Annotated in this window: 15 protein-coding genes and 1 tRNA gene; 5 read left to right on the plus strand and 11 right to left on the minus strand. The window is 73.8% G+C overall.

Annotation, left to right across the window (positions count from 1 at the left end; translation table 11 throughout):
* Positions 1-58: 58 nt before the first annotated feature.
* The 7 genes from ACFYOS_RS00125 to argS all read right to left on the minus strand — a co-directional run bounded on the left by ACFYOS_RS00125 (position 59) and on the right by argS (position 11272).
* The gene (locus tag ACFYOS_RS00125) at positions 59-1303 is read right to left on the minus strand and encodes an MFS transporter (RefSeq protein ID WP_387134152.1); all 1245 of its coding nucleotides are present in this window, start codon (positions 1301-1303) and stop codon (positions 59-61) included.
* 21 nt (positions 1304-1324) lie between these two features.
* Positions 1325-2134 (minus strand): polysaccharide deacetylase family protein, encoded by an 810-nt coding sequence (locus ACFYOS_RS00130; RefSeq protein WP_387134155.1) that lies wholly within the window; start codon positions 2132-2134, stop codon positions 1325-1327.
* A 225-nt stretch (positions 2135-2359) separates the two neighbouring features.
* Positions 2360-5605: an efflux RND transporter permease subunit gene (locus ACFYOS_RS00135; RefSeq protein ID WP_387134157.1), complete on the minus strand. Its 3246-nt coding sequence runs from the start codon at positions 5603-5605 to the stop codon at positions 2360-2362.
* Between the two features lie 125 nt (positions 5606-5730).
* On the minus strand, positions 5731-6780 hold the full coding sequence (gene thrC, locus ACFYOS_RS00140) for a threonine synthase (RefSeq protein ID WP_387134159.1): 1050 nt from the start codon (positions 6778-6780) through the stop codon (positions 5731-5733).
* Between the two features lie 114 nt (positions 6781-6894).
* Positions 6895-8220, minus strand: coding sequence for a homoserine dehydrogenase (locus ACFYOS_RS00145; RefSeq protein ID WP_387134162.1), 1326 nt, complete (start codon positions 8218-8220; stop codon positions 6895-6897).
* Positions 8217-9602: a diaminopimelate decarboxylase gene (gene lysA / locus ACFYOS_RS00150; RefSeq protein ID WP_387134163.1), complete on the minus strand. Its 1386-nt coding sequence runs from the start codon at positions 9600-9602 to the stop codon at positions 8217-8219. The genes ACFYOS_RS00145 and lysA overlap by 4 nt, the downstream gene beginning before the upstream one ends.
* 5 nt (positions 9603-9607) lie before the next feature.
* Positions 9608-11272, minus strand: coding sequence for an arginine--tRNA ligase (gene argS / locus ACFYOS_RS00155; protein WP_387134166.1), 1665 nt, complete (start codon positions 11270-11272; stop codon positions 9608-9610).
* Between the two features lie 98 nt (positions 11273-11370).
* On the opposite strand from argS, the gene ACFYOS_RS00160 reads away from it, so the two are divergent.
* The 4 genes from ACFYOS_RS00160 to ACFYOS_RS00175 all read left to right on the plus strand — a co-directional run bounded on the left by ACFYOS_RS00160 (position 11371) and on the right by ACFYOS_RS00175 (position 13892).
* On the plus strand, positions 11371-12192 hold the full coding sequence (locus ACFYOS_RS00160) for a DUF3105 domain-containing protein (RefSeq protein ID WP_387134168.1): 822 nt from the start codon (positions 11371-11373) through the stop codon (positions 12190-12192).
* A 10-nt stretch (positions 12193-12202) separates the two neighbouring features.
* A complete protein-coding gene (locus ACFYOS_RS00165; RefSeq protein WP_387134171.1) occupies positions 12203-12874 on the plus strand; it encodes a DUF305 domain-containing protein in 672 nt (223 codons plus the stop codon).
* 175 nt (positions 12875-13049) lie between these two features.
* On the plus strand, positions 13050-13745 hold the full coding sequence (locus ACFYOS_RS00170; protein WP_387135194.1) for a winged helix-turn-helix domain-containing protein: 696 nt from the start codon (positions 13050-13052) through the stop codon (positions 13743-13745).
* A 75-nt stretch (positions 13746-13820) separates the two neighbouring features.
* Positions 13821-13892 (plus strand) — tRNA-Arg (locus ACFYOS_RS00175).
* A 163-nt stretch (positions 13893-14055) separates the two neighbouring features.
* On the opposite strand, the gene ligD is transcribed toward ACFYOS_RS00175, so the two are convergent.
* The 3 genes from ligD to ACFYOS_RS00190 all read right to left on the minus strand — a co-directional run bounded on the left by ligD (position 14056) and on the right by ACFYOS_RS00190 (position 16360).
* Complete coding sequence (gene ligD, locus ACFYOS_RS00180) at positions 14056-15015, minus strand: non-homologous end-joining DNA ligase (protein WP_387134173.1); 960 nt, start codon at positions 15013-15015, stop codon at positions 14056-14058.
* Positions 15016-15095: 80 nt separating this feature from the next.
* A complete protein-coding gene (locus tag ACFYOS_RS00185; RefSeq protein ID WP_387134175.1) occupies positions 15096-15575 on the minus strand; it encodes a cupin domain-containing protein in 480 nt (159 codons plus the stop codon).
* Positions 15572-16360 carry an isocitrate lyase/phosphoenolpyruvate mutase family protein gene (locus ACFYOS_RS00190; protein ID WP_387134177.1) on the minus strand — a complete coding sequence of 263 codons (789 nt, stop codon included), beginning with the start codon at positions 16358-16360 and terminating at the stop codon, positions 15572-15574. Before ACFYOS_RS00190 ends, ACFYOS_RS00185 begins: the two co-directional genes overlap by 4 nt.
* Before the next feature lie 46 nt (positions 16361-16406).
* On the opposite strand from ACFYOS_RS00190, the gene ACFYOS_RS00195 reads away from it, so the two are divergent.
* The gene (locus ACFYOS_RS00195; RefSeq protein ID WP_387134180.1) at positions 16407-17813 is read left to right on the plus strand and encodes a PLP-dependent aminotransferase family protein; all 1407 of its coding nucleotides are present in this window, start codon (positions 16407-16409) and stop codon (positions 17811-17813) included.
* 36 nt (positions 17814-17849) lie between these two features.
* On the opposite strand, the gene ACFYOS_RS00200 is transcribed toward ACFYOS_RS00195, so the two are convergent.
* Positions 17850-19286 (minus strand): MFS transporter, encoded by a 1437-nt coding sequence (locus ACFYOS_RS00200; protein ID WP_387134182.1) that lies wholly within the window; start codon positions 19284-19286, stop codon positions 17850-17852.
* Positions 19287-19345: the final 59 nt, after the last annotated feature.

The raw sequence follows: 19345 nt of genomic DNA on the forward strand, positions 1-19345 counted from the left end.
CTCCTGCTGCGCCCGCTGGGGCTGGCCCTGATCATCGCCGCCGTGCTGGCCGGCCGGGTCACGCGGTCCGGGTCGGCTCCGGCTGCTCCGCCGGGTCGGTCAGCGAGAGCCGCCGGGTGGCCAGCCGCCAGCCCACCGCGTAGACCACGGTGACCAGGCCGCAGCCGGCCAGCACGGTCCGCTCGTTCACCGTGTCCACCACCAGCGCCACCACCAGCTGGCTGACCGAGATGGCCAGCGTCGCCAGCATCATGTCGGTGGCGAAGACCCGACCCCGCAGCCGGTCCGGCACCTCGCCCTGCAGGGCGTAGTTGGACATCACCCAGTTGCTGCCGCCGCCGAGGTGGGCCAGGAAGACCAGCACCAGCACCAGTGGGAACCAGTCGACCGCCGACGTGCCGAGGTAGGCCAGGCCGTAGAGGGACATGGACAGCGCCAGGCCGGTCAGCAGCCAGGCCCGGTTGCTCAGCACCCGCCGCATCAGGATCGGGCCGACCAGCGCGCCCAGGCCCCGGCTGGCGAAGAGCAGGCCGGTGCCGACCGGCCCGGCCCCGTACACCGCCGCGAGCAGCGGGAACACGGTCAGCACGCCGTTGCCCAGGCCGACCGCCGACTTCACGGTGACCAGGGCGAGCACCCGCGGCCGGTGCGCGATGTAATGCAGCGCCTCGCGGATCGCCGGCCAGGTGCGCGGGGCGGCCAGCGCCGGGTCCCGGGGCGCCTGCAACGGCCGGCGGATCAGCGCGGCCAGGCCGGCGGCTCCCGCCAGACCGCCCGCCGCCACCCAGAAGCTGACGTACGGGCCGGCGGCGGCGCTGAGCAGGCCGCCGAGCGAGGCGCCGACCACGGTCATGGTGCCCCAGGCGGAGCCGGCGACGGCGTTGCCGGCGGCCAGGTCCGCCGGGTCGAGCACGTTCGGCAGGGCGGCCTGGGCGGCCGGCGAGTAGAACGCCTTCGCCACCGCCACCATCGCGATCGACACCAGGGCCAGCCAGGCCGTACCGGCGCCCTGGACGCCGAGCAGCAACAGGATGCCCGCCAGGGCGGCGAGGTTCGCCGCCATCATGATCTTCCGCCGGTCGAACCGGTCGGCGATGGTGCCGGTGTACGGCAGCAGCAGCGCCGTCGTGCCGGTGTCCACGGCGAGCACCAGCGCCCCCCACACCCCGCTGCCGGTCAGCTCCGGCAGGAGCACCAGCAGCGGCACCATGACGAACCAGTCGGCGCCGAACACCACCAGCTCGGCGAGGAAGAGGTTGCGGAAGTCGCGGTTGCGGACCAGGACGGAGAGGGTGGGTGACACGCGGGAACCCTACCGGGCCGGTCAGACGACGACGGCGTGCCGGAGCAGTTGGGAGACGGTGACGAAGGTGTAGCCGCGGTCCCGCAGGCCGATGATCATGTCCGGCAGGCCGCGGAGCGCCACCAGGCGCTGCTCGGTGCCGACGTCGTGGCCGAGCAGGATCGTGCCGGGCTGGACGTCGGCGACGATCCGCCGGGCGTGACCGACCGGGTCGTGCGGGTACTCGCCCTCGACCATCTGCAACGTCCACAGCACCAGCCGGTAGTCCAGCCGGGCGGCGGCGTGCAGCACCGCGCCGCCCAGGTGCCCCCAGGGCGGGCGGAGCAGCCGGGGCGCCGTGCCGGTCGCCTCGGCGATCGCGTCGTGGCTACGCCTCAAGTCGTCGTACGCGGTGTGGGCGTCCATCCGGGCCAGGTCGTGGTGGGCCCAGCTGTGGTTGCCGACCTCGTGCCGGCCCAGCCGGCCGCGCACCAGGACGGCGTGCTGCCGGGCCCGCTCCCCGACCAGGAAGAAGGTGGCCGGGACGGCGTGCTGCTCCAGGGTGTCCAGCACCATCGGGGTCCACTGTGGGCGCGGGCCGTCGTCGAAGGTGAGCGCGACCAGGCGCTCGCTGGTGCGTACTCCCCAGGCGACCTCGACGGAGCCGGCGCCGACCTGCTGGTGGCCGTTGCCCACGGTGGCGCTGGCCGGACCGCCGGCGAGCGGGAGCCGACGATCGGCGATCCACGTGGTCTGCGAGGTGGCGGCGGCCCCCAACGCCGCACCGCCCGCCAGCAGGGCGGCGCGGCGCAGCACGGTGCGCCTGCCCCACCGGCCCGCGCCGTCCGCCATGGCCCCCGCTCCCACTCCGGCCGCCCCATGAACGGGGAGGTGCCGACACTCGGAGTGGGTGTCGACTCACTCACGGTACCGCTTCGGCATCCCGTCCACCGTCCCCTTGCCACCCCACCCGCGCGCCGCCGGATGGTGCCCTCCGGGCACCGAAAGAGTGGCCGTCCCCGGCGGGATGGCCACTCTTTCCGTGCGTCCGCGCCCACCCTGGCGGGCGCGGGTGGATCACTCCGAAGGCGGCAGCGGGGAGCGGCGGCCCTTCGGGAGGCGGAGCACCTCGAACTGGTCCGTTCCGTCGACCAGCGCGGGCGACGGGACCGGGCGGGCGGACGGCTCGGCAGTTTCGGCCCCCGCCTCGCGGGCGCCGACGGCCGCCAGGACCCGCTCCGGCTCCGGCATCTCCGCCGGCACCGGCGCGCCCCGGCGGCGGGCCCGGCGCGCCCGCAGCGACTCCTTGGTGCGCTCGACCATCGTGTAGAGGGTCGGCACCAGGATCAGCGTCAGCAGCGTCGAGCTGATCAGACCGCCGATCACCACGATCGCCAGCGGCCGGGAGATGAAGCCGCCCTCGCCGGTCAGGCCGAGGGCCATCGGCAGCAGGGCGAACACGGTGGCGACCGCGGTCATCAGGATCGGTCGCAGCCGCCGCCGGCCGCCCTCGACCACCGCTTCGGTGACGCCCATGCCCCGGGCCCGGTACTGGTTGATCAGGTCGAGCAGCACGATCGCGTTGGTCACCACGATGCCGACCAGCATGAGCACGCCGATCAGCGCCGGCACACCCAGCGGCGTGCCGGTGGCCAGCAGCAGCGCGATCGCGCCGGTGGCCGCGAACGGGACGGAGATCAGCAGGATCAGCGCCTGGGTCAGGCTGCGGAACGTACCGACCATGATCAGGAAGACGATCGCGATCGCGGCCAGCACGGCCAGCCCCAGGTCGGCGAAGGCGTCCTTCTGGTCGGCGCTGACTCCGCCGATGGTGAACGTCGCCCCCGGCACGTCCAGCGCGTCCAGTCGCTTCTGCAGCTCCTGGGTGGTGGCACCGAGGTTGGAGCCGGTGGCCGTACCGGTGATCGAGACGCTGCGCTCCCCGTCGATCCGGGTCACCTGCTGCGGGCCGTCGACCTGGTTGATGTCGGCGATGTCGTCCAGCTTGACCCGGCCCACCCGCAGGGCCCGCAGCTCGTCGACGGTCAGCGGCGGCCGCGCCCCGGTGCTGAGCACCACGTCCCGCGGCGTGCCGTCGAGGATGACCTGGCCCAGTGGGGCACCCCGGTACGCCTGCGCGACGAGCTGCCCGACGGCCGCCTCGGTGAGCCCGGCCCGGGCCGCGGCGGCCCGGTCGACGGCCACCTCGACCCGCGGCACCCGGGTGGCCAGGCTGGTGGACACGTCCTCGACGCCCGGCGTACCGGCCATGGCGTCGCGGGCGGCCTCGGCGGCCCGGGTCAGCGTGTCCTGGTCGGCGGCCTTCGCGACCACCTCGAGCTGGTTGGCGGAGGCGCCGTTCTCCCCGGCCCCGAAGCTCAGCTCCCCGGCCTCCGGCCCGAGGGCGTCGAACTCCCCGCGCAGGCTCTTGCGGATCTTCGCCACGTCGGCGTCGTCGGTGAGCGCCACCGAGTAGGAGGCGATGTTGTTGCCGCCGGCCAGCCACGGGTTGTCGTTGCCGCCCCCGGAGACCTGGTACGACTTCACCCCCGGCGTACGCCGGAGCACCTCCTCGACCCGGGCGGCGGCCTGGTCGGTGCCGGTCAGTCCGGTGCCCGCCGGCAACTCCTGCCGAATGGACAGGGTGAGCTGACCGGAGTCGTCGAGGAAGTTGGTCTCCAGCCTCTGCGCCAGGCCGAAGGTGCCGACCAGCACCAGCAGGCCCAGCCCGACGGTCGCCCAGCGGCTGCCCCGGGACCGGGTGGCGAAGCCGATGGCCGGCAGGTACGCCCGCTGCAACGGGCTGCGCAGCTCCTTCTCCTCGGCAGCGCGCCGGGCCGCGGCGTCGTCCGCGCCACGTGGCTTCAGGAACCAGTACGCGAGCACCGGGATCACGGTCAGCGAGACCAGCAGAGAGGCGAGCAGGGCCACCGTCACGGTGATCGCGAACGGCGCGAAGAGCTGCCCGACGAAGCCGCCCACCAGCGCGATCGGCGCGAAGACGGCCACCGTGGTGAGCGTGGAGGCGGTCACCGCCCCGGCCACCTCGCGGACCGCGCCGAGGATCGCCGCCCGCTTCGGCTCGCCGTACTCCAGGTGCCGCTTGATGTTCTCCAGCACCACGATGGAGTCGTCGACGACCCGGCCGACCGCGATGGTCAGCGCGCCGAGGGTGAGCAGGTTGAGGGAGTGGTCACCGGCCCAGAGCACGATCAGCGCGACCAGCACCGACAGCGGGATGGAGACCGCGGTGACCACGGTCGAGCGGACCGAGAGCAGGAAGACCAGGATCACCACGACCGCCATCAGCAGGCCGAGCAGGCCCTCGGTGGTGAGGCTCTCGATGGACCGCTCGACGAACGGAGCCTGGTCGAAGACCACTGTCAGGTCGGCGCCGGAGGCGGCCTTCAGCGCGTCCAGCCGGTCCCGGATCTCGTGCGAGATGCGGACCGCGTTGCCGTCCGGGGTGGCGGTGACCGCGATGCCCAGGCTCGGCTTGCCGTCGGTCCGGGTGAACCCGCTGGCCGGGGCGAGCTGCTCCGCCACCCGGGCCACGTCGCCGAGGCGCACCGGGGCGGCGGGGGCGGTGGCGAGCACGATGCCGCGCAGGTCGTCCACGGTCCGGATCGGGGTGCCGACCTGCACCGGAAGCGACCGGCTGCCGTCGGCCACCGCGCCGGCGGGCAGCGCGACGCCGTTGCTCTTGAGCGCCTGGGCGATGGCGGTCGGCGCGAGCCGGGCCGCAGCCAGCTTCGCCGGGTCGGGGGTGATCAGCAGGACCTGGTCGCGGGTGCCGGTCACCGCGACCGTGCGGACCCCGTCCAGTCCCTCCAGCTCGGGTACGACGGTCGCGCGCAGCTTGTCGGCCAGGGCCTGCTCGTCGCCGCCGCCGGTCGCGGCGACCACCACCGCCGGGAGGTCGTCCGTGCTGCCGGCGACGACCTGCGGGTCCACCCCCTCGGGCAGCTGCCCGTCGATCCGGCTCAGCGCGGTCTGCATCTTGTTGACCACGTCGTCCAGGTCGGTGCCGAACGCGTACTGCACCTGGACGGTGGCGGAGCCCTCACGGGAGGTGGAGGTGACCTTCTCCAGTCCTGGGATGCCCTGGAGGCTGTTCTCGATCGGCTCGGCGACCTGGGACTCGACTATCTCCGGCGCGGCGCCCGGGTAGGGCGCCACGATGAACGCGGCCGGGAACTCCAGCGACGGCAGCAGCTGCTGCTTCAGCGACGGCACGGCGAACGCCCCGAACGCCGCGGTCACCAGTGCGATGAGGGCGATCAGCCCCCGGTTGGCAAGGCTGAATCTGGCGAGCAGCGACATCGGCGTTACTCACTCCTGGAAAGGGGTCTGCGGGGTCCACAAAGTCTGCCGCACCCGGTCACGCTCCCCTGCACCACCCCGGCCTGGGCCGACCCGGGCCCGCTGAAGTCGCGTGGCGACCGGGGTCAGACCAGGTCGAGCGAGCGGGCGGCGGCGAGGGCGTCGTTGGCGATCGTCACCGGCGCGGGCGCGGTGGAGATGGCCCACTCGGGGTCCTTGAGGCCGTGGCCGGTCACCGTGCAGACGACGGTCGACCCGGCCGGCACCCGACCGGCGGCGGCCTGCTGGAGCAGTCCGGCCACGCTGGCCGCGCTGCCCAACTCCACGAAGACGCCCACCTCGCGGGCCAGCAGCCGGTACGCCGTCAGGATCTCCCGGTCGGTGACCGCCGAGATCAGCCCGTCGGAGGCGTCCCGGGCGTCGATCGCCTTGGTCCAGCTCGCCGGGTTGCCGATCCGGATGGCGGTGGCGATGGTCGACGGCTCCGGCACCACCTGCCCGGTGACGATGGGGGCCGCGCCGGCCGCCTGGAAGCCGTACATCTTCGGGGCCCTCGTGGCCCGGCCGGCATCCCGGTCCTCCGAGTAGCCCATCCAGTAGGCAGAGATGTTGCCGGCGTTGCCGACCGGCAGGCAGTGGATGTCCGGCGCGTCGCCCAGCGCCTCGACGATCTCGAACGCGGCGGTCTTCTGGCCGTGCAGCCGGTCGACGTTCACCGAGTTGACCAGGGCGACCGGGTAGTCCTGGGCGAGCTTGCCGGCCAGCGCCAGGCAGTCGTCGAAGTTGCCCTGCACCTGCAGCAGCTTGGCGCCGTGCACCAGCGCCTGGGCCAGCTTGCCCAGCGCGATCTTGCCCTGCGGGACGAGCACCGCACAGGTGATCCCGGCCCGGGCCGCGTACGCGGCGGCGGAGGCGCTGGTGTTGCCGGTGGAGGCGCAGATGATCGCCTTGTCACCGGCCTCGACGGCTTTGGAGACGGCGAGCGTCATCCCCCGGTCCTTGAACGAGCCGGTCGGGTTGGCGCCCTCCACCTTGAGCCAGACGTCGGCCCCGACCCGCGCGGAGAGCACCGGCGCGGGCAGCAGCGGGGTGTTCCCCTCGTGCAGGGTGACGACCGGAGTGGCGTCGGTGACCGGCAGCCGGTCCCGGTACGTCTCGATCAGACCCCGCCACATGCCGCTCTCCTCGCCTCTGCCGCCCCGGCCGCGTCGGGGCCCCTACCAGCGTGGACCAGCCTCCAGGACCGACCGCCGGCACACCTCCCCTTAACCATCAGGCGGGACGGTTGGCTACGCCCCGCCCTCGACCCGGAGCACACTCGTGACCGAGCGGACGATCCCCAGCCCGCGCAGCTCCCGGACGGTGGCCGCGAGCGCGGCGTCGGGCGCCACGTGGGTGACGATGACCAGCTCGGCGTCCTCGCCCCGGCCGGCCGGACCGCCGCCCGCCGGGCCCTGCCGCACGGTGGCGATGGAGACCTCGTGCCGGGCGAAGACCCCGGCCACCGCCTCCAGCACACCCGGCCGGTCGGTCACGTCGAGGCTGATGTGGTAGCGGGTGAGGGCCTCCCCCATCGGCCGGACCGGCAGGTCCGCGTACGCCGACTCGCTGGGCGCGTGCACCCCGGCGAGGCGGTTGCGGGCCACCGCCACCACGTCGCCGAGGACCGCGCTGGCGGTCGGCGCGCCGCCGGCGCCCCGGCCGTAGAACATCAGCTGCCCGGCCGCCTCGGCCTCCACGAAGACCGCGTTGAACGCGTCGCCCACGCTGGCCAGCGGGTGGGTCAGCGGAATCATCGCCGGGTGCACCCGGACGCTGACCGTCTCGCGGCCCGCCGCGTCTGCGCCCCGGGCGGCGATGCAGAGCAGCTTGATGGTGCAGCCCATCGCCTTGGCGCTGGCCACGTCGGCGGCGGTCACCTCGGTGATGCCCTCGCGGTGGACGTCGGCGGCGGTGACCCGGGTGTGGAACGCCAGCGAGGCGAGGATGGCGGCCTTGGCGGCGGCGTCGAAGCCCTCCACGTCGGCCGTCGGGTCCGCCTCGGCGTACCCCAGCTCGGTCGCCTCCTCCAGGGCCTCGGCGAACCCGGCGCCGGTGGCGTCCATGGCGGAGAGGATGAAGTTGGTGGTGCCGTTGACGATGCCGGTGACGCGGTTGATCCGGTCACCGTGCAGCGACTCGCGCAGCGGGCGCAGCAGCGGGATGGCGCCCGCGACGCTGGCCTCGTAGTAGAGGTCCGCGCCGCCCTCGGCGGCGGCGTCGTGCAGCGTCGCGCCGTCCTCGGCGAGCAGCGCCTTGTTGGCGGTGACGACGCTCTTGCCCGCGCGCAGCGCCTCGACCAGCCAACTGCGGGCCGGCTCGATGCCCCCGACGACCTCCACCACGATGTCCACGTCGTCCCGCTTGATCAGCCCGAGCGGGTCGGTGGTGAACAGGGCGGGGTCGACCGGCAGGTCGCCGCGGTCCCGGCCGAGCCGGCGCACGGCGATCCCGGCGATCTGCAGCGGGGCGCCGATCCGGGCGGCGAGGTCGGCCGACTGCTCGTGCAGCAGCCGCACCACGTCGCTGCCGACCGTGCCGCAGCCGAGCAGCGCCAAGCGAACGGGTGAGGTCATCCCACATCCAATGCGAGCAGGTCCGCTTCGGTCTCCCGGCGGACGATCAGCCGGGCGCGACCGTCGCGGACGGCAACGACCGGGGGCCGCGGGACATGGTTGTAGTTGCTGGCCATGCTCCGGCAGTACGCCCCGGTGCCGGGCACCGCGACAAGATCTCCGGGCTGCACGTCGGCGGGCAGGAATTCATCCTTCACCACGATGTCCCCGGACTCACAGTGCTTTCCCACCACGCGGGCGAGCAGCGGTTCCGCCGCCGAGGTGCGGTTGGCCACCGTCGCCGAGTACGACGCGTCGTAGAGCGCGGTACGGATGTTGTCGCTCATCCCGCCGTCCACACTCACGTACGTGCGCAGGCCGTCCACGTCCTTGACCGTGCCGACCTCGTAGAGGGTGAACACGGCCGGCCCGACGATGGCCCGGCCCGGCTCGATGGACAGGTGCGGCACCGCCAACTTCTCGACGAAGCACTCCGCGTCGACGATCTTGCGCAGCCGCTTGGCCAGGTCGCTCGGCGTGGCCGGGTCGTCCTGGGTGGTGTACGCGATGCCGAAGCCGCCGCCGAGGTCCAGCTCGGGCAGCTCCACCCCGCGGGCGTCACGGATCTGCGCCTGAAGGCTGAGCACCCGGCGGGCGGAGACCTCGAAGCCGCTGGCGTCGAAGATCTGCGAGCCGATGTGCGAGTGCAGCCCACGCAGCTCCAGCACGTCCTCGTCGAGAATCTTGAAGGCGGCCGTGGCGGCCGCCCCGCCGGCCAGGGAGAAGCCGAACTTCTGGTCCTCGTGCGCGGTGGCGATGAACTCGTGGGTGTGCGCCTCCACGCCGACGGTGACCCGGATCAGCACCTTGGGGCGTACCCCGCGCTCGCGGGCGATCGCGGTGAGCCGGTCGATCTCGACGATCGAGTCGACGATGATCCGGCCCACCCCGGCGTCCACCGCCCGGGTCAGCTCGGCCACCGACTTGTTGTTGCCGTGGAAGCCGATCCGCTCCGGCGGCATCCCGGCCGACAGCGCGGTGGCCAGCTCGCCCCCGGTGCAGACGTCGAGGAACATCCCCTCCTCGGCGATCATGCGGACCACCGCGCGGCAGAGGAACGCCTTGCCGGCGTAGTAGACGTCGGCGTCGGGGAAGGCGGCCCGGAACTCGCGGCAGCGCGAGCGCAGGTCGTCCTCGTCCAGCACGTACACCGGGGTGCCGAACTCCGCGGCCAGGTCGCGGACGTCCAGGCCCGCGACCGTCAGCGCGCCACCCTCGGCGCGCGCGACGTTGCGCGGCCAGAGCTGCGGCACCAGGGCGTTGACGTCGACCGGAGTCCGCAGCCAGGCGGGCCCCCGGGTGCCGATCTCGCCGTGCAGGGCACCGGCCTCGTGCGCTCGCATCGGGATTACATCCTTTCCGGCGCGGAGACGCCGAGCAGGTGCAGGCCGTTGGCGATGACCACCCGGGTCGCGTCGTTGAGCCAGAGCCGGGCCCGGTGCAGGTCGGTGACCTCCTCGTCGCCGCGCGGCAGGATCCGGCAGTTGTCGTAGAACCGGTGGTACGCCCCGGCCAGCCGCTCCAGATAGCGGGCGACCAGGTGCGGCCCGCGCAGCTCGGCCGCCGAGGAGACCACGGCGGGGAACTCGGCGAGCGCCTTGAGCAGCTCGTTCTCCTTCTCGTGGGAGAGCAGCTCGGCGTGGAAGCCGGCGGCGTCGCCCCGGGTCAGCCCCACCTCGGCGGCGTTGCGCCCGACGCTGGCCGTCCGGGCGGCTACGTACTGCACGTAGTAGACCGGATTGTCACGGGTGGCCCGGGTCCACAGCTCCACGTCGATGTCGATCGGCGAGTCGCTGGAGTAGCGGGCCAGCGCGTACCGGGAGGCGTCCACGCCGATCGCGTCGACCAGGTCCTCCAGGGTGACCACGGTGCCGGCCCGCTTGCTCATGCGCACCGGGGCGCCGTCGCGGACCAGATTGACCAGCTGGCCGATGAGGATCTCCAGGTTGCGGGCCGGGTCGTCGCCGAAGCAGGCGGCCATGGCCTTCATCCGGCCGATGTAGCCGTGGTGGTCGGCGCCCAGCATGATCACCACGCGCTCGAAGCCGCGCTCGCGCTTGTCCAGGTAGTAGGCGCAGTCGGCGGCGAAGTAGGTCCACTCGCCGTTGGACTTGCGCAGCACCCGGTCCTTGTCGTCACCGAAGTCGGTGGTGCGCAGCCAGGTGGCGCCCTCGGACTCGAAGACGTGCCCCTGCTCGCGCAGCCGGGCGAGGGCCTGGTCCAGCTCGCCCCGGTCGTGCAGGTCCTTCTCGTTGAAGTAGGTGTCGAACTCCACGCCGAAGTCGCGCAGCGACGACTTGATCTCGGCGAACATCAGCTGGACGCCCTCGACCCGGAACACCTCCTGGGCGGCGGTGTCGTCCAGCTCCAGCACGTCCGGCCGGCGCTTGACCACCTCGGCCGCGATCTCCGCGATGTACGCGCCGCCGTAGCCGTCCTCCGGGGCCGCCTCGCCCCGGGCGCCGGCCAGCAGCGATCGGGCGAACCGGTCGATCTGGGAGCCGGCGTCGTTGAAGTAGTACTCGGTGCCGACGTCGGCGCCGGTGGCGCGGAGCAGCCGGCTGAGCGCGTCGCCGACGGCCGCCCAGCGGACGCCGCCGATGTGCACCGGGCCGGTCGGGTTCGCCGAGACGAACTCCAGGTTGATCTTCTGGCCGGCGAGGGCGGCGCTGCGGCCGTACTCCGGGCCGGCCTCGACGATGACCTTGGCGAGCTGGCCGGCGGCGGCCGCGTCGAGCCGGATGTTCAGGAAGCCCGGACCGGCGATCTCCACCGACTTGATCCCGAGCGCCTTGCCGAGCTGCTCGGCCAGCGCCGCGGCCAGCTCCCGCGGGGGTACGCCCACCTTCTTGCTGAGCTGGAGCGCCAGCGTCGAGGCGTAGTCACCGTGCTCGGGGTTACGGGGTCGCTCGACGGTGGTCTGCGCGGGCAGCGCGGAGCGGTCCAGGTCCCGGTCTTCGAAGACGGCGTGGGCTGCGGCGAGGACGACCTCGGCGAGTTCTGCGGGAGTCACCGAACCATGTTATCGGGGGTAGACTCGGTCACCGCGGCGGCGACCAGCATGTGAACGGGCCCCCGCGGCTCCCTGACCGACCGACCTGACGAGGCACGATGAGCATCAGCACCCCGGGCGGCCCGGAGCGCCGCCCGACCGTGGTCAGCACCGGCAAGAAGCCGGCCGCCGGCCGGCCGGCCGCTGCCGACAAGCCCGCCGGCGGCAAGAATGGGGCCGGCAAGGGCACCCCGCGGCCGACCGCCGGAGGCAAGGGCCGCAAGCCGGTCGCCCCGGTGAAGGTCAGCCAGGGCCGGTCCTGGGGTCCGATCGCGCTCTTCGTCGCCGTCGGGGTGCTGGCCGCCGGCATCATCGGGTACGGCGCCTGGGCGGCCTACAAGGGCTCCCAGCCGTGGCAGGACCGGGCCGACTCGATCAGCGGCGTGGTCGACTTCCGCAAGAAGGACAAGAGCCTGGTCCAGGGCGGCCAGCACCAGCAGGGCTCGATCAAGTACGACGTGCTCCCGCCGGTGGCCGGCCCGCACAACCCGGCCTGGCAGAACTGCATGGGTGACGTCTACGACGCCCCGATCGCCAACGAGCACGCGGTGCACAGCCTGGAGCACGGCACGGTCTGGATCACCTACCGCCCCGACCTGCCGGCCGACCAGGTGGCCAAGCTCAAGGCCAAGGTCGAGGGCAAGGAGAAGATGATGCTCAGCCCGTTCGACGGGCTGGACAAGCCGATCTCCCTGCAGGCCTGGGGCTTCCAGCTCAAGGTCGACAACGCCGACGACAGCCGGATCGACGAGTTCATCAAGACGCTGCGGGTGAACGCCTCCGTCGAGGGCCCGAACGCCAACTGCGCCCAGGGCATCACCGCGACCGGCACCACCCCGCGGGACATGGGCAACCAGATGGACCAGCCGGTCACCCAGTGAGGACGCCCCGATGACCGCTCCCGTGACCACGGACACGGACCTCGACGAGGCGCCGGCCACCGACGGTGGCCGGGGCCCGGCGAGGCGCTACGGTCTGCTCGCCGTGGCCGTCGCCGTCGTGGTCGGCCTCCTCCTCGGATACGCGGGCGGCCTGCTCACCCCGACCTTCACCCGGCCCGGCGACCACTCGCCGGAAGCGGGCTTCGCCCGGGACATGAGCACCCACCACGCGCAGGCCGTGGAGATGGGGCTGACCGCCTTCCAGCAGGGCGAGGACCCGGAGGTACGGCAGATCGGCGGCGACATCGCCACCGGCCAGCAGGGCGAGATCGGGACCATGCAGACCTGGCTGCGGTCGTGGCAGCTGGACCCGACCGGCGACCAGCCGCCAATGGCCTGGATGCCGGACGGCGCGCAGTCGGTGAAGAACGGCCTGATGCCGGGCATGGCCACGCCGGAGGAGATGGCGAAGCTGCGCGCCGCGAAGGGGCGCGAGTTCGACGTGCTCTTCCTGCAGATGATGATCAAGCACCACCTCGGTGGGGTGCACATGATCCAGGGCGTCCTCGACGAGGGGTACGACAAGGACGTGCTGGCGGTCGCACAGGTCATGAAGAACACCCAGCAGACCGACCTGACCAACCTCCGGGCCGCGCTCAAGCGCCTGGGCGGCACTCCGTAACACCTGCTCCGAAAGGGCCCGCGTCGTACGCGACTCGGGCCCTTTCGCATCTCCGGGCCCCTATGTCCGCTATGCCGCTTTATGACGATTTGAACAGTCCGACCTATTGAGCGCCTTGGAGACTTTTCTCCATACATATCGTGACCAGTTGCGATTCGGGCTCGTTGCGCAGGACGTGGGGGTTGCACTCAGAGACGCAGGGCGGTCGGTGACCAGTTGGTGCCGGCGCCACACCATCGGCGGTGACGGGGCGGTGGCAGCCGTCCGTCGCGGACTGCGGCAGGGCGAGTCGGGAACGCTCAGCCGCGAACAGGAACTCGAACTGATCGACGTGCTGCGGGGCGTCCACCCCGGCGAGTTCGGCCTGGACGAGGAGCTCTGGACGCGACAGAGCCTGACCACCCTCATCCAGCGCCGGTTCGACCTGACGATGGACGCCGGCACGGTCGGGGCGTACCTGCGGGCCTGGGGGTTGGGTCCGCGCGAGCCCCGGGAGCGGGCCTGCGGGCTCTGCGTCGGCGCGGTCGAGCGCTGGGTACGCAGCGAGTACCCGTCGATCACCCAGGCCGCCCAGGAGCACGCGGCGGAGGTCTACTGGATCGGCCGGGTACGCCTGCGCGGCACCATGCCGGCGGCGGACGTGATCTCGGCGATCTCGTCCCGGGGCCGGGTGCGCTTCATGATCACCACTCCGTCGGTGGACCCGCCGCTCCCCCGCGAGTTCGTGCTGCGGCTCAGCGGCGCCGAGGAGCGCACGGTGCACCTGATCGTCGACGGCTCCTGGCCCCGCAACGAGTGGCCCCGCCGCCTGCCGCGCCGGATCGTCCTCCACCCGCTGCCCAGCTGCGGCCGTCCCGTGGCCGCCGCATGACCCGTCGAAGATCGGTGCGCGGGGTGCCGATTCGGTGATCTGGGAAGGCGTTTGCTACTCTTCTCGGGTCGCTGAGCCCCCGTAGCTCAGGGGATAGAGCACCGCCCTCCGGAGGCGGGGGCGCAGGTTCGAATCCTGCCGGGGGCACAGACAGGCAGAAGGCCCGGGCCGTTCGGTCCGGGCTTTCGCGCATGCACGGTCGTCCGGCACCCGGGTTCCGGTCCCAGGCGGCCCGGACGGCCCGGACGACAGGCTGGCCGGTCAGGCCGCCGTCACCGAGCCGCGCCGACCGCCGACGCCGGCCCGCCGCTCAGCCCGCCTCGCGGCGGGCCCTTGCGCGCCGCTTGCCCTCGTGCATGGCCTGCACCCGGGCCACCGGGATGGTCCGCCCCTCGGCGACCAGGTCCTCGGGGAGGCGCTGCGGCGCCGGCAGCGCCTCCGCCCACCGGTCCCGGTCGGCGACCAGCGCCGGCACGGTCCGGACGGTGAAATCGGCTGGCGTCACCGCCGCCAGGTCGTCCCAGCCGACCGGGTACGACACCGGCGTGCCGGGCCGGATCCGCGGGCTGTACGCGGCCACCACCGTCGCCCCGTACGCCCGGGTCGAGTCGACGAAGACCCGGCCGCCCCGGTCCTCGACGATGAAGGCGGTGGTGGCCAGCGCCGGGTCGAGGCGTGCGGCGTGGACGGCGAGCGCCCGGGTCGCGGCGGCCGCCTCCTCGGCGGTGGTCGCGGAATCCACCGGCACGATCACGTGCAGCCCCTTGGCGCCGCTGGTCTTGACCGCCCCGGCCAGCCCGGCGTCGGTCAGCGCCTGCCGGACCAGCAGCGCGGTCCGGACCGCCATGCCGAACGAGTCGCCCTCCGGCGGGTCCAGGTCGAGCACCAGGTGGGTCGGATGCTCCGGGTCACCGGCGTGGCCCAGCGTCGGGTGGTACTCCACGGCCCGCTGGTTGGCGAACCAGAGCAGGGTGCGCCGGTCGTCGCAGAGGGCGTACGAGATGCGCCGGCGCGACGCCTCCGCCCAGACCTCGGTGCGGCGCACCCAGTCCGGGGTGTACTTCGGCAGGTTCTTCTGCATGAACGGGTCCTGCCCGGGCCGCACCCGGATCACCGACAGCGGTCGGTCCCGGAGCTCCGGCAGGATCCGCTCGTGGACGGCGTCCAGATAGTCGACCAGGTCCCGCTTGGTCGCCCCGGCCCCGTCGAACAGCGGTTGGTCCAGGTTGGTCAGCGACACCCCGTCCCGGGTCTCGTCAGCGGCGCCCATCCGTTCACCTTCCCGGGTGCCGCCCGCGGCGGCAACCCCGACACGGCGACCACGACGGGTCGGCCGGCTGCCGCCAGGGGTCAGATCCAGAACGTGTCGTGCCGCAGGAAGAACTCGGTCCGCTCCTCCTCGCTCTTCCCCGCCAGGTCCAGCAGGCCCTCGAAGTAACCCTCCCGGGGCGCGCCGGGGGCGAAGTGCAGCAGCATCGAGGCCGGCTCGCCGGACTCGTTGCGGAAGGCGTGGACGGCACCCTCCGGGACGTGCACGAAGTCGCCGGGCACCGTGTCGATCCACCGCCGGCCGTCGTAGATGCGCACCGTCCCGGCGAGGATGAAGAAGGACTCCGAGATGGACCGGTGAAAGTGCGGATCCGGGCCGCTCGGCTGCGGTCCCATCTCCCAGCGGTAGAGCCCGAACTGCCCGTTGGTCGATGCACCGGTGGCCAGGTAGTGCGCCGTACCACCGCTCGGATAGACCAGCTCCGGGGGCTGGTCGGCCGGACGGTAGGTGGCGGTCGGCTCGCCAAGGTCTCCGGAGTAGCGCGGCGGTGGGTAGGTCACCGTGCCTCCTCTCCCGTCGGGAACACCTCTGCGCCCGCCCGGATCGCGGCGAGCATCTCGACGGTACGGGCGCGGGCGGCCGCGTACAGCCCCTCACCGAAGCTGACCCGGGCCACGCCGAGGGCGGCCAACTCGGCCGGGCCGGGCGCGCCGGGTCGGGCCAGCACGTTCACCGGGACGTCCACCGCGGCGACGAAGCTCCGGATCTGCTCCGGGTCCGCCAGCACGATCGGGTAGACGCTGTCCACGCCGGCCGCCCGGTAGCGGCGGGCCCGGCGGACCGCCTCGGCGAGCCGGCCCGCCGGCGGCCCGTACGCCCGCAGGTGCACGTCGACCCGGGCGTTGAGCACCAGGTCCACCCCCGCCTCCCGGGCCGCCGCCCGGATCCCGGCGAGCAGGTCGGCCTGCTCCTCGATGTCGGACAGCTCGCGCGTACGCGGGTCGGAGTCCTCGATGTTGCAGCCCACCGCGCCGGCCGCCAGCAGCCGTTCGACCAGCTCGGCCGGGCGCAGCCCGTACCCCCGTTCCAGGTCGGCGGTGACCGGGACGGCCACGGCGGCGGCGATCCGGGCGACCGCGGCGAACATCTCGTCCACCGGGGTGGCCTCGTTGTCGGCGTGGCCGAGCGCGTCGGCGACCGCGCCGCTGCTGGTCGCGACGGCCGGGAAGCCGGCCGCGACCACGGCCCGGGCGGACCCGGCGTCCCAGGCGTTGGGCAGGATCAGCGGATCTCCGGGGCGGTGCAGCGCGCGCAGCGCGGTGGCCCGCCGGCTCAGCTCGGTCATGCGGCGATTCTCGCTGCACCGGCGGCCCGCCGTAAGCTCCAATTCCATGCCGATGTACTGGGCCGATTTCGGCGTCGACCTGCACCTGGAGCTGGACGCCAGCGGCGGCCGGCGGGCCGGGCTGGAAACCGCCCTGCGGGAAGCCATCCGCGACGGCCGGCTGCCGCCGTCCACCCGGCTGCCGGCCACCCGCACCCTCGCCGCCGAGCTGGGCCTGTCCCGGGGCACGGTCAGCGCCGCCTACGACCAGCTGGTCGCGGAGGGCTGGCTGGTGGCCCGGATCGGCGCCGGCACCGAGGTCAGCCCGCTGCGCCGGGCCGCCCCGCCGCCGGCAGCCCCGCCGCCCGGCCCCACCCCGTTCCGGTACGACCTGCGCCCCGGCAGCCCCGACGTCGGGCTCTTCCCGGTCACCGCCTGGCTGCGCGCCATCCGGCGGGCGCTGGCCGTGGCCAGCTCCGACGCGTACGGCTACGGCGACCCGCGCGGCCGGCCGGAGCTGCGCGCCGCGCTCGCCAGCTACCTGGGGCGGGCCCGGGGTGTGCTCGCCGACCCGGAGCGGATCGTGGTCACCACCGGGTACGTCCAGGCATTGGTGCTGCTCACCACCGTGCTCCGCGACGGCGGCACGCCCACCGTGGCGATGGAGGATCCCGGGCTCGCGTTCCACCGGGAGGTGGTCCGCCGGCACGGCGGGACGGTGCTGCCGCTGCCGGTGGACGAGCGGGGCGCCCGCACCGACCTGCTCGGCGCCGGCGCCCTGGCCGGGGTGGGCGCGGCGGTGGTGACCCCGGCGCACCAGTATCCCACCGGGGTGACCCTGCACCCGTCCCGTCGGCACGCGCTGACCGACTGGGCCCGGGCCACCGCCGGCCTGGTCGTCGAGGACGACTACGACGGCGAGTTCCGTTACGACCGGCAGCCCGTCGGCGCGCTCCAGGGCACCGCCCCGGAGCAGGTCGCGTACGTGGGCACGGCGGCGAAGACGCTCGGTCCGGCGCTGCGCCTGGCCTGGCTGGTGCTCCCCGCCCGGCTGGTGGATCCGGTGGTGGACGCCAAACGCCACCTCGACGTGCACACCGAGACCGTCGGCCAGCTCGCCCTCGCCGACCTGATCACCACGCACGGCTACGACCGGCAGGTCCGGACCGTCCGGCGGCGCTACCGGCAGCGCCGGGACCTGCTGCTGGCCCGGCTGGGCGGGTCGTCGGCCCTGGGCGGGATCTCGGCCGGCCTGCACGCCACCGTGCACCTGCCGCCGGGCGGGCCGAGTGAGGCGGAGGTGCTGGCGACGGCCGCCGCGCGGGGCCTGGCCCTGGGCGGCCTGGCCGCGCACCGCCACCGGCCGGCGGGCGGTCCCCCCGGCCTGGTGGTCGGCTACGCCCGCCCGCCGTCGCACGCGTACCCGGCGGCGGTGGACCTGCTGGCCGAACTGCTGCACGACCAGCCCCGCTGACGAAGGCGCGAGACCCGCGCAACGTCCCGGGTCGGGTCAGCGGGTGGCGCGGGTGGCGGGCACCGGCGCGGGGGCGGGGCGGCGGAGCGGACGGGCGGTGATCAGGGCGACCAGCAGGGCGGCGGTGACCAGGGCGGCGGCCACCGCGAACGCGGACCGGTAGCCGGCGGCGAGGGCGGCGGCCGGGTCCGTGCCGGCGGCGCGCAACGCCGCGGTGCGGCTCGCCGCCAGGGTGGCGAGGACGGCCAGGCCGAGCGCCCCGCCCACCTGCTGGGTGGTGTTGGCCAGCCCCGAGGCGAGCCCGGCGTCGGCCGGGTCCGCGCCGGCCATCGCCAGGGTGGTGACCGCCGGCAGGCTCAGCCCGCCGGCGACCCCGAAGACCACCAGCGCCGGGAGCACGTCCCGGGCGTAGTCGGCGTCCACCGGGAGGCGGGTCAGCAGCAGGAACCCGGCCGCGGCGAGCACCAGACCGCCGGCCAGCACCGTCCGGGCACCGAACCGGGCCACCAGCCGGCCGGCCACGCCCAGGGACACCGCCGCGATCACCAGCGGAGTGGGCAGGAAGGCGAAGCCGGTGGCGGCCGGGTCCAGGCCGAGGACGAGCTGCAGGTACAGCGCGAGCAGGAACTGGAAGCCGAAGTACGCGGCCACCATGAGGAACTGCACGGCGTTGGCGGCGACCAGGCCGGGCGCCCGCAGCATCCGGGGCGGCAGCAGCGGGGTGGTGGTGGCCCGCTGCCGGGCCGCGAAGCCGGCCAGCAGCGCCGCGGCGAGCCCGGCCGCGCCGAGGGTGCGCGGCGAGGTCCAGCCGTGCTCCCCGGCGCCGACGATGGCCAGCACGGTGGCCATCAGCCCGGCGGTCGCCAGCACCGCGCCGAGCAGGTCCAGGCCGGCCCGCAGGCCGACGCCGGAATCCGGTGCGATCAGCCGTACGGTCGCGGCCAGGATCACCGCACCGATCGGCAGGTTGATCAGGAAGATCGACCGCCAGCCGGCCAGGTCGGTGAGGACTCCCCCGACCAGCAGGCCGATCGACGCGCCGGCCGCCCCGGTGAAGCTGAACACGGCGATCGCCCGGGCCCGCTCGGCCGCCTCGGGGAAGAGCCGCACGATCATGCCGAGGCTGACCGCGGTGCTGAACGCGCCCCCGACGCCCTGCGCGAACCGGGCGGCGACCAGGGTGGCCGGTCCGGCGGCCACGGTGCAGAGCAGCGAGGCGAGGGTGAACAGGGTGACCCCGACCAGGAAGACCTGCCGCCGGCCGAGCAGGTCACCGAGGCGACCGGCGAGCAGGAGCAGGCCGCCGAAGGCCACCAGATAGGCGTTCACCACCCAGGCCAGCCCGGCGGCCGAGAAGCCGAGGTCGGCCTGGACAGCGGGCAGCGCCACGGCGACGATGCTGCCGTCCAGGATGATCATCAGGCTGCCGGCGCAGAGCACCAGCAGCGCGGGCCAGCGGTTGGTCCCCGTCATGGGAGTGCCTCCTTGGTGCACGATTTGTTACCGAGGCCATCGTCTGTGACCATCAAGCG

It is taken from the genome of Micromonospora sp. NPDC005806 (genome assembly GCF_042871425.1).
Classification (GTDB): Bacteria; Actinomycetota; Actinomycetes; order Mycobacteriales; family Micromonosporaceae; genus Micromonospora.

Bases quoted from the DNA above. Each gene is read 5' to 3' on its own strand.
- ACFYOS_RS00130 (WP_387134155.1), bottom strand. From the start codon at position 2,134: ATGGCGGACGGCGCGGGCCGGTGGGGCAGGCGCACCGTGCTGCGCCGC.
- ACFYOS_RS00135 (WP_387134157.1), bottom strand. From the start codon at position 5,605: ATGTCGCTGCTCGCCAGATTCAGCCTTGCCAACCGGGGGCTGATCGCC.
- thrC (WP_387134159.1), bottom strand. From the start codon at position 6,780: ATGTGGCGGGGTCTGATCGAGACGTACCGGGACCGGCTGCCGGTCACC.
- ACFYOS_RS00145 (WP_387134162.1), bottom strand. From the start codon at position 8,220: ATGACCTCACCCGTTCGCTTGGCGCTGCTCGGCTGCGGCACGGTCGGC.
- lysA (WP_387134163.1), bottom strand. From the start codon at position 9,602: ATGCGAGCGCACGAGGCCGGTGCCCTGCACGGCGAGATCGGCACCCGG.
- ACFYOS_RS00160 (WP_387134168.1), top strand. From the start codon at position 11,371: ATGAGCATCAGCACCCCGGGCGGCCCGGAGCGCCGCCCGACCGTGGTC.
- ACFYOS_RS00165 (WP_387134171.1), top strand. From the start codon at position 12,203: ATGACCGCTCCCGTGACCACGGACACGGACCTCGACGAGGCGCCGGCC.
- ligD (WP_387134173.1), bottom strand. From the start codon at position 15,015: ATGGGCGCCGCTGACGAGACCCGGGACGGGGTGTCGCTGACCAACCTG.
- ACFYOS_RS00190 (WP_387134177.1), bottom strand. From the start codon at position 16,360: ATGACCGAGCTGAGCCGGCGGGCCACCGCGCTGCGCGCGCTGCACCGC.
- ACFYOS_RS00195 (WP_387134180.1), top strand. From the start codon at position 16,407: ATGCCGATGTACTGGGCCGATTTCGGCGTCGACCTGCACCTGGAGCTG.
- ACFYOS_RS00200 (WP_387134182.1), bottom strand. From the start codon at position 19,286: ATGACGGGGACCAACCGCTGGCCCGCGCTGCTGGTGCTCTGCGCCGGC.